Raw genomic sequence first — 12,469 nt, 5'->3', positions numbered from 1 at the left:
TATCAGGCGGCGACGGTCGCCGGCGCCTTGTCGGTGGCGCGGCTCCAGCGGCGCCCCTTGCTGTCGCGATCCAGGCGATCGTAAAGATAAATCAGGTCTTCGCGCGGCGCGAATGGTACCTGAGTCAGGAAGCGTTCGATGAGGCGCTCCTGCAGGCGCAGCGGATCGAGATGCCCAGCCTCCGCCTGGAGCGTATGATAGGTTTCCACGGCAATGCGGAAGGTCTGGAACATGCGCGCCGGCAGGCCGGCACGATCGTAGATGGCGCGCAGGCCCAATGAGCCGGCATCATGCACCATCAGCCAGGTCCGCTCATGCGGCACACCGGACAGTTCGGCCAGGGCATGTTCGAAGAAACCCATATGTCCGCGCGCCAAGGCTCGAAGTATGAGTGAGGGCGTCAGGCGACCGGAGGTCATCAGATGATGGGCCAGACCTTGCGGATCGAAACTGGCGCCGGCCTGGTCGGCCATGTCGACCGTGGCGCGTTCCTGGGTGGCCGTGGCGATACCGATAGCCGTTTCCGGCGATATGGCGTGCTGCGAAACCAATTGCTCGCGCAAGGCTGTGCTGACCACATGGATCAGGCGCTCGCTGACCGAAACCGGCAGGGCCTTGCGATTGATCAGGACGCTGTGAAGCACTTCTGACGTGCCGAAGCGGTCCATCACCCGGTTCATGCCGTCATCCGAGAAACGCGCGTTGTCATTGGCGCAGGCGATGACAACCGCCTCCTCGACACCATTATCCGCTAAAGAGGTGGTGACGATTTCCGACAGCGCCTCACGCTTGGCGATGGCCACCTGACGCACCGGCCCGCCGGAACGAATGATGGCCGCCAGATCTTCATCGCTGAACAGCGGCGAATGGGTCAGGACCGGTACCGAAACCGTGGTGGCATCCTGGGCCAGACGCATGGCCACATCGTGCGGCAGCAGGTCGGAGGTGCGCAGGGTCACGGCCAGGGCGCGGCGCACCAGCTCGGCGGCATCCTGGGCCAGCATGCGGATGATTTCCTGCGCCGCCGTACGCTCGGCCTGCGTCAGGTCACCGCGTTCCATGAGGCGACAGATCCTGTGCGTCGCCACGGCGCGATCATCGGCGTTTTCGCTACGCACCAGTTTCTGGACGTCTTGTTCGGAAAGGCTGGCGCGCTGGGTTGAGGCATTACCGGCAGTCATGGCACGAATCCTTGAAAAGGCTTGGAAATCATAGTGTCGCGCCCGAATCCTAACGAAAGCTTTACCGGCAGGGTTGCGACGCGGTTAACCCTGAAAAACAAGGCTCAAAATAACGATCAATATCGCTTTCCCTTGCAAATAAAGGTCCGGGCATTAATCGCCCCTTCCGCAATTCCACATCGAATCTTTATGCCACTCATCGGCGAGTAACGCGGTAGCAAGGAAAGCCTGCTAGTCTGCGACCATGAATGCCTTTACGCCCAATCTGCCGCGTCCGCGGGCGCCCCTGCCGCGCAACGCCTCCCGTGACTCTGTCGTGCTCGATTACGGCCTGGTCGCCCAATGGCGGCTGGCACCCTATGCCCTCGGCTTCTTCGGCGTCGGTCTGCCGCTTTTCCTTTGGGCCGTGCACCTTTCCATGCCGGCCTGGCTGATGGCCTTTTACATACTGCTGTTCATCGTCAACTGGTCGGCCTTCATGATAATGAAAGGCCAGGTGGCGCGTCGCATGACGCCTGTGCCGGTGCCGGACAAGGCCATTCGACGGATGCTGATCCGTGAGCGCCTGTGGCGGCAATGGCTGGCCGGTGGCCTGTGGACGGTCACCCTGCTGGCCATCTGCCTCAGTATCGGGGCCAGCCCCTATACCGCCACCCTCCTGCTGCTCTGCGCCGGTGCGGCCGTCGGCATAATCTTCTTCAGCGCACCGGTATTGCTCTTCCTGCTGACCCTGGGTCCGCTGGCGGCCGCAGGGCCGGTTTTCGCCCTGTACAATCTCGATTCCAGCGGAGACCTGGCTCAGCCGATGGTCGGCGGCATGGCGCTCGCCCTCGCCATGGCCTTCATCATGAACCGCCATATGCAGGAGCATTACCTGCTGGAAAACGCCCAGCTCGATGCCGCCCGCGAGCGCGAGGCTGCCCGTGCCGACAGCGACGCCATGAATGAAGCCAAGGTCGCGCTGATGGAAACCCTGTCGCGCGAGGTTCAGACCGGACTGAAAGGTGTCGAACAGAACCTGCTGCAGGGCCTGACGCACCTCACCCGCGCCCCTGCCCCCCGCCAGTATGTCGATGCTGCCCTGGCCGAAGTCGGCCATCTGCAGACCATACTGGTGACCACGCTCGATAATGACACGGCCGCCTCCGGCCAGATCGAGCTGGATATGCAGCCGCTCGATATCGACCTGCTGGCCCAGCGCCTGATGGGGCAATTCGCCGATCTGGCGCGCGGCAAGGGATTGAGTTTCACCTATAATCCGCAGGGCTTGCCGGAAAGCGGCGCGGTGCTCGGCGATGCCCACCGCGTCGAACAGATCCTGGCCCACCTGCTCAGCAATGCCGTGCTCTATACGCCGCAAGGCCGCGTCGAACTGAAACTGCTGTATCTGCCCGAAGGCTATCTGCGCCTTGAAGTCGTCGATTCCGGTCCTGGCCTGAGCGCGGAAGAACTGGCACAGGCCTTCACGCCACACAGCCGTATCCTGCGCACCTCCTCCGGGCACTCCGGCGCCGGGCTGGGGCTCAGCCTGTCACGCTCCCTGGCCGAGATGATGGGCGGACGCACCGGCGCCGAGAGCACGCTCGATGTCGGCTCCAAGTTCTGGCTAGACCTCCCCTATGATATCAGCGCCCTGCCGCCGGCTCGCCCGGTTGATTTTGAAGAGACCGAAACGACCGCGCGGCAGTCCCTGCGTGTGCTGCTGATCGTCAACGACACCCTGCGGGCGGCGCAGCTGCGCGACATGCTGGAAACCCAGGGCCATCAGTGCCTCGCCTCGACCTCGCGCGAGCGTGCCCTCTCCTTGGCGAAAAAGGCGCCCATCGACGCCTGCCTGATCAGCACTGGCGCTTTCGAGCCTCTGGAGGACGCCAGCTCACGGGCAAAACTGGAAACCTGGCTTGATGCAATGCGCCAGAGCCAGAGCGATGCTCCACTCAATATCCTGGCTGTATTGCCTAACGGCGATCAGGCAGAGGCCCTGAACACGCTCGGCGTACGCGCCCTGCTGCTGCCCCTGGCGCGCGAGTCCCTGAACCGCGCCCTGAGCCAGCCGGCACCGCAGATTTAGCCAAACATATTGCCGAAGGCCTGGCTGTAGCCGCTGGAAGCATCCGGGGCCTTGTCTCCATCGCCGTCCTCGCCGGGACCGAAGGCCGAGAGCAGTTGCGTAGCGAACAGAAGGCTCTGCTGGCCATCATTGCCGCCGCCCATGACCATGTTCATGATGGCCTGGTCAGCCTTCAGCTTGTCCCAACGTGCGGCAAGGCGCGTATCCGTACTCGTGTCCGTATCCTCGATCGGATCCAGCTGGCGCACCGTCACTGCATCAGAACCGCCCGTGCGTGTCAGATTGGCTAGAACATCGCCGACATTAAGCGCGTGGCCATTCTTGTAGAAAATGCTGCGATTGGCCCGTGCTGCCGAGGGAAACAGGCTGGCGGCCACCGCCCCCGGACGGGATTGGCTGGCCGATATCAGGCTGGCGGCGCCCTCCGGCCCGAGGAAGTGCGCGGCATAGAGTTCGCCCTGGGTCGGATCGCGACCGATGCGACCCTTCAGATAGGCGGCATGGCCGGCGGTCAGTTCGGCCCCCATGACGGCGCTGGCATTAGGGTCATAGCGAAGCCCCAGCACCTGCTTCCGCGCCGACGGATTGACATGATAGAGGCCATCGCTGCCCTTGGTGATCTGATCGGCGTAGGCGCCATAACCGTGCTTGGCGCCATGGGCCTTCATCGTACCGAGCCAGGTCTGTTCGATGAACTGGAACAGACCCGCCGCCGAGGAACTGGGCGCCTTGGCATTGGGGTTAAGCGAGCTTTCGCGCGTCGCCGTCTTGACCAAATAGTTGAAATCAACGCCCGTGGCATCGGCGGCGCGTTGCAGGGCTCCCATCACGCCGGTGCCATTGGTGCGCGTTTCCGCGCGCGCACTGTTACTGACGCGCCGGCTTATCTGGTCCACCAACTGGCCCAGCAGGTTCGGATCGAGAGGAGATTGGGGCACGCCGCTCATATTGACACCACTATAGATGGGCAGATTTTGCCGCCCATGTGGTTAATATGCACTTAACGAGTGTTAATTTGTGCCGGGTGCGAAGCGGTCAGGCCGGTAAATGCCGCCATCCGGGCTTTCCCGCCCTTCGACCAGGGCCAGGATAATCTGCGCCGCCAAAGGCGCGAAGATATAGCCATTTCGCCGCATACCCGTGGCCACCAGTACGCCGGATGCCGGATCGCGGCCGATCAGCGGCCATTCGTCCGGCGTAGAGGCACGGATGCCGGTGCGGGGGACGGCCCCCGTCAGATCGATATCCGGGAACAGATCATGGGCCCGCCGCTTCAGATCGGCAACCACCTCGGGTTCGACATCGGTATCCGACTGACCGGCCTGCATGGTAGCGCCAAAACGCGCTCCGTCCGTTCGCGTCGCCAGATATCCCGCCTGCCCACGCAGAACGACGGGCGGACGCTGCGTGGTCACGTCAAGCAGATGCCCCTTGATCGGGCTCAGTCGGCCGACACCCAGGACGTGACTGTCATAGCCGGCCGCAATGACGACTTCGTCTCCGCTGACCCAGCCGATATGATCGACAAGGACCCGGCCGGCCTCTGCCTGCATCACGGCGCCGCGAACAAGAATGCCCTCCAGAGCGCGCAGATGGGCTTCAAAGGCCTGCAGCAGGTCCATGGCCGAGACATTACCGTCACCGGCCACGCGTACGGCCGACAAGCTTTCCGGCAGTTCAAGCCCATTATGCAAGTCTTCTGAAAGCGGGGCCAGCACCGCTCGGGTTTTACGCAGCGCTTCGAGCCCCTGCCCTTCCCGTTCCGGCCAGATAAAATAGCTATGCCCCTCCATGACCTCGGGCCACAGGAACTGCAGGCTCTGCGGCCATAAAGGCGCCAATGTCTGCCACGCCTGCTGCGCGGTCTTCAGTCTTTCGAAGCTGAAAGCCGGATCGGGATCGTTCATGGCTTCCATGGCCGGCGCGATCATGCCGGCCGCCACACCCGAGGCCGTGTCTTCCGGCGCATCGCGCGCGATCACGGTCACCTTGTGCCCGCTGGCCTGAAGGGCCACGGCTATGGTCAGGCCGGTAATGCCACCGCCAACAATAATAACCGATCGGGAAGAGGTTTGCGCCATGCGGACGACCTACGCGATTCCGCGTGCGGTGGCCATGCGGCAATCTGACATTTGCAGGGAAAAGCGGTCTGTGACCGGATAAAAACGCGATGGTACCGCCTGCAGGTTTCGAACCGGCTACCTCCAGAGCCACAATCTGGCGCTCTACCAAGTGAGCTAAGGCGGCACGCTATCGCGAGGGGCCATCCTCTAATATGGCGCGGCCCCTCAATCAAGCCCCTAAAACAGGGATGAATGCGATTTATGTGAAAATCAGTCTGCGCCCCCTCATGCAAAAACGCCCCGGAGGATTTCCGGGGCGTCCTTTGAGGCTCTGTTTGTCAGCCCAGTTGCCACTTGACCGTAGTCCGCAGGACGGACCCGATCCGGACATTGCCTTGCGTGGTATCGACTCGGCCCTTGTCCTGAACCATGCGCACCGTCGCCTTGCCGAAGCCGTAATTACCGGGAACCTCCGACAGCGCCCGGCAACTGACGCGACCGGCGGCATCCAGCACTGTGCACTCCACCGTCGCTGTCCCCTCGATCTCGTCATTGGCGGCGCGTTCGGGATAGTACTCCCCCAGGGCCGCTGCATCCGGGAAGCGCGTCCAGCGGGCCTCGACATACGGATTGGCAGACGCGCTGGATAAGGCCTCCCCCTGCCCGGTGCTGATGACTGGCGGCGTCTTCGTCCCGTCATCCGTGGCCTGCGCCTTCTGAGGGGGGATCGGCACGGTCGGTACGTCAACCGGAGTGGTCGCCACAGGCGTATGCGCCACAATCACCTTGCTGGGTGCTGGCTTCTGATCAGTTGGTGGCGGGGGCACAGGCGGCTGGTAGAATTCGAGAGTCGTCGATGGCGTTTCAGGGGGATTATCCACGAAGGCCGTCGTAAAGGTATGATTGAAGAAATAGTAGAGTAAAGCCAGGTGCAGAAGCACAGCAAAAAGCAGACCCCAGTAGAAGGAAGCTGATAACTTTCTGGATTTCGGCTCATCAAAAATGGGCGAATGGTAGTTAGGGACAACATCTATCACAATAAATCTCCTTCCATGATTAAAAATCACGCAGAAGGATAACAGTCCCCGCCCGGCAAATAGTCACCGACACAAGGCTGTACGCGCCTGCATCAACGAGTATAGTGTATTGGCTTTTCTTTTTATAAGAGCACGATACTACCACATCAAATTTGACGCAAGCGTCAATTAGAATCGAGCGCAATAAAAAAAACGCCCCGGGCAAAACCCAGGGCGTTTCTTTTCGTTCAATGGAGACCGGCTTAGCCGAGCTGCCACTTGTAGGTGAACTTCTTGCGGTCACCGTCACGCAACTCGCCGCCCACGGAACTGGGGCTGACCTTTGCGTAGCGGATGAACAGCTTCACCGTAGCGGCACCGAACCCATAGCCCTTGGGGCTTTCGTTCAGGATATCGCACGAGGTGACGCGACCCGAAGAGCTGACGGCGCAGTCGATGGTGACCGAGCCTTCCACTTCGTCGTTCGCCGCGCGGTCCGGATAGGAATCCGACATTTCAGCCGAACCCGGAACCTTCCAGTCACCACCGACATAGTGCGGCCCCGGCGGGGTCACGGGCGGCGGTGTGCCGGTGTTCATCTGTGCCGGCGGCTCCTTGTATTCCACGCGCTTTTCCTGCGGAACAGGCGGCACGGGGATCGGCGGCGGCGGCGTTACGCTCGGGACCGGCGGGGTCTCACGCGGCTGGACCACGGGAGGCGGCGGTGCCTTCGGCGGAGGCGGAGGCGGAGGAGGCGGAGGCGGAGGCGGAGGCGGTGCGACCAGGTCGACATTCACCTTCTCATCCGTGAACTTCTCTTCCTTCAGCTCAAACTTCGCCTGGAGAAAGTAGTACGCAACACCGAGGTGAAGCGCGGCGGCGACGCCAAGACCGACCCAGAGAGAGGCGGAATTCTTCTTCTCTGGCGGATCAAGTATCGGGTCCCGTTTCCTATGGGGTGTTTCTTCCATAAATTCAGACCCTCTTACTTTGCGTCGTCTTCACCCTGAAGTGCGACACTGTAGAAACCATTGTCCTGCAGCTTGTTCATCACCTTCATGAACTCGGCGTAGCGGGTGCCTTTGTCACAACGGATGAAAATACGCTCTTCATCGGGGTTCCGTGCACCGATAGCCTTCTTGAGGTCATCCCCAAGGGTATCGAGCGACGAAGGTTCGTTGCCGACGAATACATCACCACTTTTTTGCAGTGAGATATAAACCGGCTTCGGCGGATTTTGGATCGGTTTGGCAACCGCCGGGGGCAGCTTCACTTCTACCGACACAGTGGCGAGCGGCGCCGCCACCATGAAGATAATAAGCAGAACCAGCATGACGTCGACGAACGGCGTAACGTTGATTTCCGCGTTGGCCTCGACGTGAAACTTCGAGCCGCCACCACCTGATAGCTTGGCTCCCATATCAGTTACGCCCCTTTGTCGAGTTGACGCGACAGGGAGTTGATCAGTTCGGAGACGAATTGCTCGGAACGGATGCCGTAGTTGGAGATGGCGGTGTTGAAGATGTTGTACATGACAACGGCCGGGATAGCGGCGATCAGGCCGAGGCCGGTAGCCATAAGGGCTTCAGCGATACCTGGAGCGACGACGGCCAGGTTGGTCGTGTGCGACTGGGCGATCGAGATGAAGGAGTTCATGATGCCGTAAACGGTACCGAACAGACCGACGAACGGCGAAACCGAACCGACCGAAGCCAGGAAGGACAGACCGCCCGACAGACGCTTGGCCAGACCGGCCTGAACAGCGGCAACCGAAGCCTGAGCGCGGTGCAGGACGGTATCGCGATGCTCACCGGAGATCGACAGACCGGCTTGCTTGGAGAGCTGGACTTCTTCAGTGGCAACGGCGGCCATGTCGGCCAGCGGGTTGCCGGCGAACTCGTCAGACACCGAGATGCGGTTGATGTCGGCGATGGAACGGGCGCCACGATAGGCTTCCAGGAAGTTCGAGGTGACGCGGTTCAGCGACGAGAAGTCCATCAGCTTCATGATCAGCAGGACCCAGGACACAACCGAGCAGATGGCCAGGATGGCCATGACCAGCTTAACGACGATCGTCGCGCCCATGAACATCGACACGAAGTCGACGTTGGCGGCGTGCGGAGCGCTGGCAGCCGAAGAGCTGTCTTCGGTCGTAGCGGCGTCAGCCGCGGGAGCTTCCGTCGGGGCAGCGGCCGGAGCGGCCGCCGGGGCGGGGGCCGAGGCCGTGGCGGCCATGGCGGGTGCGCTCATCAGCAGCGCGGCGGCGCCAAGCAGAGCAATGAGCGGGTTAGATTTCTTGTGTTCGAGCATTTTTCGCCAATTCCTGAATATGGACTTCACCCACCGAAGGGTTGACCAAGGACTAAAGGGGAAGCGTTTACCCCATGTTGAAACAATAGACGCGTAAAAGACCTCAGGCGTCAGCCTTCGGCCCCTAAACGAGTCCCGTGTCCGGGCACTATATGTACGAAATCTGACGTCCGCATCACATCGCGCCTGAGCACAAACTCTGCCAATATGAACCAGAATGGCTCAAAAGGCGACCCCTTTGTTACAGGTCGTAACACCCGTGAACAAGCGGTTTGGGCCTAAATGATCCGGCTGAGCGTTAAACGTCAAGGTGTCAGTTACAGAGTTTTCACGTCGCCGTGACCGTTCGGCCCGAACCTGCCGTCAACTTCTTACCAAAAGTTCAAACATGTCCGATAGTTAATGTTGCAAAGCCTTCGCAAAATTTTTTTGGACCACGGGCAAAAAAAATTCAGCCCGGACCACTTTGTTTCGCAAAATACGCCTTCTGGATGAATCATCGCCGGTTATCGCAACCCGCAACCGGCCGCGCGCCATGTTAGCGCTCCCAAAAACGGCGTTATAAGGGATTGCTGACTCGCCGTTAGAAGGCGTGAAAAGCGTCTTAGCTCACCCCCGCCCTCTTCGCGTTGGACTTCCACGATCTCGCAGCGCAATATTTTTGCGCGGCTTCTGACTATTTTACCAATCCCGCGTCCTGTTTTCACAGTTTTACCGACGGATTCACAGCACATCCCGCAACACCTGACCTAGGCTTTCCCTTACCGCGCCACCGGATGCCCCCATGCCCGATATCGTCAATACCCCTGAAGAACGAGCCGCGTTTGCCTGCGGCACCAGCGGATATCTGAGTATAGATCTGGGCGCGCTCGTGGCCAATTATCAGCAGCTTTCGAGGCGCAATGGTGATGGCCTGACCGCCGCCGTGGTCAAGGCCGATGCCTATGGTCTGGGGGCCAGGGCTGTGTCTCAGGTGCTCTATAAGGCGGGCTGCCGGCACTTCTTCGTTGCCCTGGCGCGGGAGGCCTTCGATCTGCGCCCTCACCTGCCGGCCGACGCCTCACTCTATATATTGAACGGCCTGATGCCGGGCATCGAAGAGGCCTGCGCCGATCAGGACATCATACCCGTTCTCAATACGACCGAACAGATTCGCCGCTGGTCTGCCCTGGCCATGGCGCGCGGGACGCCCCTGCCGGCGGTTATCCAGTTCGATACCGGCATGTCGCGGCTGGGCCTGGCACCGGATGAGGCCGAGGCGCTCGCCGCCGCTCAGGGCATACTTAAGCCGCTCGACATCCGCTTCCTGATGAGTCACCTCGCCTGCGCCGATACGCCCGCCAGCCCGGCCAATGCCGCGCAACTGGCACAGATGAATACAATCCGCGCCCTTTTTCCCGGCGTACCGGTCAGTTTCGCCAATTCCGGTGGCCTCTTCCTGGGTGACGGCTTTCTGCAGGCCCTGGCCCGGCCGGGTATCGCCCTCTATGGCGGCGCGCCCAATGATGCCGGCCCGAATCCGATGCAGGCCGTCGTCAGCCTATATGTGGCCGCTATCCAGACTCGGACCGTGCCAGCCGGCACGCAGATCGGTTATGGCGGCACCTATGTGGCCGAACGGGAAATGAAGTTGGCCACCATCGGTGCCGGCTATGCCGATGGCCTGCCACGGTCCTTAAGCCCCCGTGGCGCCGTCTGGCTGGGCAATATCCGGCTGCCGATCGTAGGACGCGTGTCGATGGATAGCCTGATGGTCGATGTCACCGGCCTGCCCGAAGGCGCCATTTTCGAGGGTAGCTTCGTCGAACTGATCGGGCCGCATCAGAGCCTGGATGCCATCGCCGCCGATGCCGGCACCATTTCCTACGAAATCCTGACGGCGCTGGGCCGTCGCTTCCATCGTACATATGTGGGGCTTGAATGAAGATCGTTATCCTGGGCGCCGGTGTGATCGGCGTCACCTCCGCCTGGTATCTGGCCAGGGCCGGCCACGAGGTTACGGTGCTTGACCGCCAGTCCGGCGCCGCGCTCGAGACCAGCTTTGCCAATGCCGGCGAGATTTCACCCGGCTATTCCTCACCCTGGGCAGCTCCCGGCATCCCGCAGAAAGCGCTGAAGTGGCTCTTCATGGAGCACGCCCCTCTGATCGTGCGTCCGACGCTCGATCCAGCCACCCTGCGCTGGATGCTGGCCATGCTGCGTAATTGCACCAGGGCCCGCTATGCGCTGAACAAGGGCCGCATGGTGCGCATCGCCGAATATGCCCGCGACTGCCTGATCGCCCTGCGCGCCGAAACCGGCATCCAGTACGACCAGCGCACGCAAGGCACTCTGGAAGTTTTCCGCAAACAGCAGCAACTCGACAACATCGGCAAGGATGTCGAAGTGCTGAAGGCCGGCGGCGTGCCGTTTGAGATACTGGACGCAGCCGGCTGTGCCCGCGCCGAGCCAGGCATCGATGCCAGCAAGATCGTCGGCGGCCTGCGCCTGCCCAATGACGAGACTGGCGACTGCTACAAGTTCACCACCGCCCTGGCCGCCCTGGCTGAAAAGGCCGGCGTGGGCTTCATATATAATGTCGACATCCGCGGCCTGCGCCATGACGGTCAGAAGATCATCGCGGTCGAGACCGACCAGGGCGATCATGCAGCCGATGTCTTCATCGGCGCGCTCGGCAGCTATACCCCTGCCCTGGTGAAGCCGCTGGGCCTCGACCTGCCGGTCTATCCGGTCAAGGGCTATTCGATCACCGTACCGATCGTCAACGAGGCCCGCGCCCCGGTCTCCACCGTCATGGACGAGACCTACAAGGTGGCTATCACCCGCCTGGGTGACCGGATCCGCATCGGCGGCATGGCTGAAATCGCCCGCTTCAACCGCGACCTGCCTCCTGCCCGCCAGGCCACCCTCACCCACTCGGTCGAGGATCTCTTCAGCGGCGCCGGCGACCAGTCCCAGGCGAAGTTCTGGTGCGGTCTGCGCCCGATGACGCCGGACGGCACGCCGGTGATCGGCCGGACGCGCTATGACAACTTCTGGCTCAATACCGGCCACGGCACCCTGGGCTGGACCATGTCCTGCGGCTCGGCGCGCGTGCTGTCCGACATGATCAGCGGACAAACGCCGGAAATCGAAACCGGCGACCTGTCAATCAGCCGCTACAATTAGTCCGGATGCGCCACGACCAGCAGCATGGTCGCCACCGACTTGCCCGGATTGGAAATGGCGTGCGGCACATCGACGGCATAGCGCGCCGTCTCCCCTTGCCTGAGCCGCGTCTCTTCCTCGCCAGCCCGCACCACCACCGAACCTGACAGCACCGACAGATGCTCGCGGGCACCCGGTTCGTGGGCGTCAGAGGTCAGGGCCCCGCCCGGCTGGATGATCAGTTCGTACCATTCGAATTTCCCGGCCAGTTCGATGGGCCCCAGAATTCGCAGTTCGCTCTGACCATCGGGATTGATCAGGGACGGTGTGGCATGGGCCGCCACGACTGAAATCAGCGGCGCCTTACGTTCCGCACGGCCGCTCGCCAGGAAATCGGTGATCGAGACCCCCAGCGCATTGGATAGACGCCACAGCACGGCCACGGTCGGATTGGTGGTGTTACGCTCGATCTGCGATAACATCGACTTGGACACCCCTGCCCGTTTGGATAACTCGTCGAGTGACAGTTTCCGGGTCTGACGCAGGGCTTGCAATGTGGCGCCTATGGCGGGCGGACCTTCAGTGGCGGGATTGGACATGCGTATTGTTCTTTGCCAGATTATCCGTTATAACGAACAAATAGATCGATATATTGAATTATGTTCGATTTAACGTTCAAGC

At 61.5% G+C, this 12,469-nt stretch carries 11 protein-coding genes and 1 tRNA gene; 3 read left to right on the top strand and 9 right to left on the bottom strand.

Going from position 1 to position 12,469, the window contains the following annotated elements; all coding sequences use genetic code 11:
- Nucleotides 1–2 precede the first annotated feature (2 nt).
- Nucleotides 3–1,181: a DUF2336 domain-containing protein gene (locus tag QM647_RS10165; protein WP_414995400.1), complete on the bottom strand. Its 1,179-nt coding sequence runs from the start codon at nucleotides 1,179–1,181 to the stop codon at nucleotides 3–5.
- 244 nt (nucleotides 1,182–1,425) lie between these two features.
- On the opposite strand from QM647_RS10165, the gene QM647_RS10160 reads away from it, so the two are divergent.
- Entirely contained in the window at nucleotides 1,426–3,252 is a 1,827-nt protein-coding gene (locus tag QM647_RS10160) for an ATP-binding protein (protein WP_414995399.1), read from the top strand.
- On the opposite strand, the gene QM647_RS10155 is transcribed toward QM647_RS10160, so the two are convergent.
- From QM647_RS10155 to QM647_RS10125, 7 genes are all read right to left on the bottom strand, one after another.
- On the bottom strand, nucleotides 3,249–4,079 hold the full coding sequence (locus QM647_RS10155; RefSeq protein ID WP_414995730.1) for a transglycosylase SLT domain-containing protein: 831 nt from the start codon (nucleotides 4,077–4,079) through the stop codon (nucleotides 3,249–3,251). The two genes, QM647_RS10160 and QM647_RS10155, sit on opposite strands and share 4 nt — an antisense overlap.
- A 183-nt stretch (nucleotides 4,080–4,262) precedes the next feature.
- Nucleotides 4,263–5,333: an NAD(P)/FAD-dependent oxidoreductase gene (locus tag QM647_RS10150; RefSeq protein WP_414995398.1), complete on the bottom strand. Its 1,071-nt coding sequence runs from the start codon at nucleotides 5,331–5,333 to the stop codon at nucleotides 4,263–4,265.
- A 90-nt stretch (nucleotides 5,334–5,423) separates the two neighbouring features.
- Nucleotides 5,424–5,499: transfer RNA gene (locus QM647_RS10145), tRNA-His, on the bottom strand.
- A 154-nt stretch (nucleotides 5,500–5,653) separates the two neighbouring features.
- Entirely contained in the window at nucleotides 5,654–6,256 is a 603-nt protein-coding gene (locus tag QM647_RS10140) for an energy transducer TonB (RefSeq protein WP_414995397.1), read from the bottom strand.
- Nucleotides 6,257–6,594: 338 nt separating this feature from the next.
- Complete coding sequence (locus tag QM647_RS10135) at nucleotides 6,595–7,302, bottom strand: TonB family protein (protein ID WP_414995396.1); 708 nt, start codon at nucleotides 7,300–7,302, stop codon at nucleotides 6,595–6,597.
- Nucleotides 7,303–7,316: 14 nt separating this feature from the next.
- On the bottom strand, nucleotides 7,317–7,751 hold the full coding sequence (locus QM647_RS10130) for a biopolymer transporter ExbD (protein WP_414995395.1): 435 nt from the start codon (nucleotides 7,749–7,751) through the stop codon (nucleotides 7,317–7,319).
- A gap of 5 nt (nucleotides 7,752–7,756) precedes the next feature.
- A complete protein-coding gene (locus QM647_RS10125) occupies nucleotides 7,757–8,641 on the bottom strand; it encodes a MotA/TolQ/ExbB proton channel family protein (protein ID WP_414995394.1) in 885 nt (294 codons plus the stop codon).
- A 784-nt stretch (nucleotides 8,642–9,425) separates the two neighbouring features.
- Between QM647_RS10125 and alr the strand changes: the two genes are divergently transcribed.
- Complete coding sequence (gene alr, locus QM647_RS10120) at nucleotides 9,426–10,565, top strand: alanine racemase (protein WP_414995393.1); 1,140 nt, start codon at nucleotides 9,426–9,428, stop codon at nucleotides 10,563–10,565.
- Nucleotides 10,562–11,809, top strand: coding sequence for a D-amino acid dehydrogenase (locus QM647_RS10115; RefSeq protein WP_414995392.1), 1,248 nt, complete (start codon nucleotides 10,562–10,564; stop codon nucleotides 11,807–11,809). Before alr ends, QM647_RS10115 begins: the two co-directional genes overlap by 4 nt.
- Here the strand turns inward: QM647_RS10115 and QM647_RS10110 are convergent.
- Nucleotides 11,806–12,387: a helix-turn-helix domain-containing protein gene (locus QM647_RS10110; protein ID WP_414995391.1), complete on the bottom strand. Its 582-nt coding sequence runs from the start codon at nucleotides 12,385–12,387 to the stop codon at nucleotides 11,806–11,808. The two genes, QM647_RS10115 and QM647_RS10110, sit on opposite strands and share 4 nt — an antisense overlap.
- Between the last annotated feature and the right edge of the window lie 82 nt (nucleotides 12,388–12,469).

The organism is Asticcacaulis sp., assembly GCF_047605585.1.
Taxonomy (GTDB): Bacteria; Pseudomonadota; Alphaproteobacteria; order Caulobacterales; family Caulobacteraceae; genus Asticcacaulis.
The sequence above is the reverse complement of the archived record's forward strand: the minus strand, read 5'-3'. Positions and strand labels throughout refer to the sequence as shown.

Bases quoted from the DNA above. Each gene is read 5' to 3' on its own strand.
- QM647_RS10115 (WP_414995392.1), top strand. From the start codon at position 10,562: ATGAAGATCGTTATCCTGGGCGCCGGTGTGATCGGCGTCACCTCCGCC.
- QM647_RS10135 (WP_414995396.1), bottom strand. From the start codon at position 7,302: ATGGAAGAAACACCCCATAGGAAACGGGACCCGATACTTGATCCGCCA.
- QM647_RS10150 (WP_414995398.1), bottom strand. From the start codon at position 5,333: ATGGCGCAAACCTCTTCCCGATCGGTTATTATTGTTGGCGGTGGCATT.
- QM647_RS10165 (WP_414995400.1), bottom strand. From the start codon at position 1,181: ATGACTGCCGGTAATGCCTCAACCCAGCGCGCCAGCCTTTCCGAACAA.
- QM647_RS10110 (WP_414995391.1), bottom strand. From the start codon at position 12,387: ATGTCCAATCCCGCCACTGAAGGTCCGCCCGCCATAGGCGCCACATTG.
- QM647_RS10130 (WP_414995395.1), bottom strand. From the start codon at position 7,751: ATGGGAGCCAAGCTATCAGGTGGTGGCGGCTCGAAGTTTCACGTCGAG.
- alr (WP_414995393.1), top strand. From the start codon at position 9,426: ATGCCCGATATCGTCAATACCCCTGAAGAACGAGCCGCGTTTGCCTGC.
- QM647_RS10125 (WP_414995394.1), bottom strand. From the start codon at position 8,641: ATGCTCGAACACAAGAAATCTAACCCGCTCATTGCTCTGCTTGGCGCC.
- QM647_RS10160 (WP_414995399.1), top strand. From the start codon at position 1,426: ATGAATGCCTTTACGCCCAATCTGCCGCGTCCGCGGGCGCCCCTGCCG.
- QM647_RS10155 (WP_414995730.1), bottom strand. From the start codon at position 4,079: ATGGGAGCCCTGCAACGCGCCGCCGATGCCACGGGCGTTGATTTCAAC.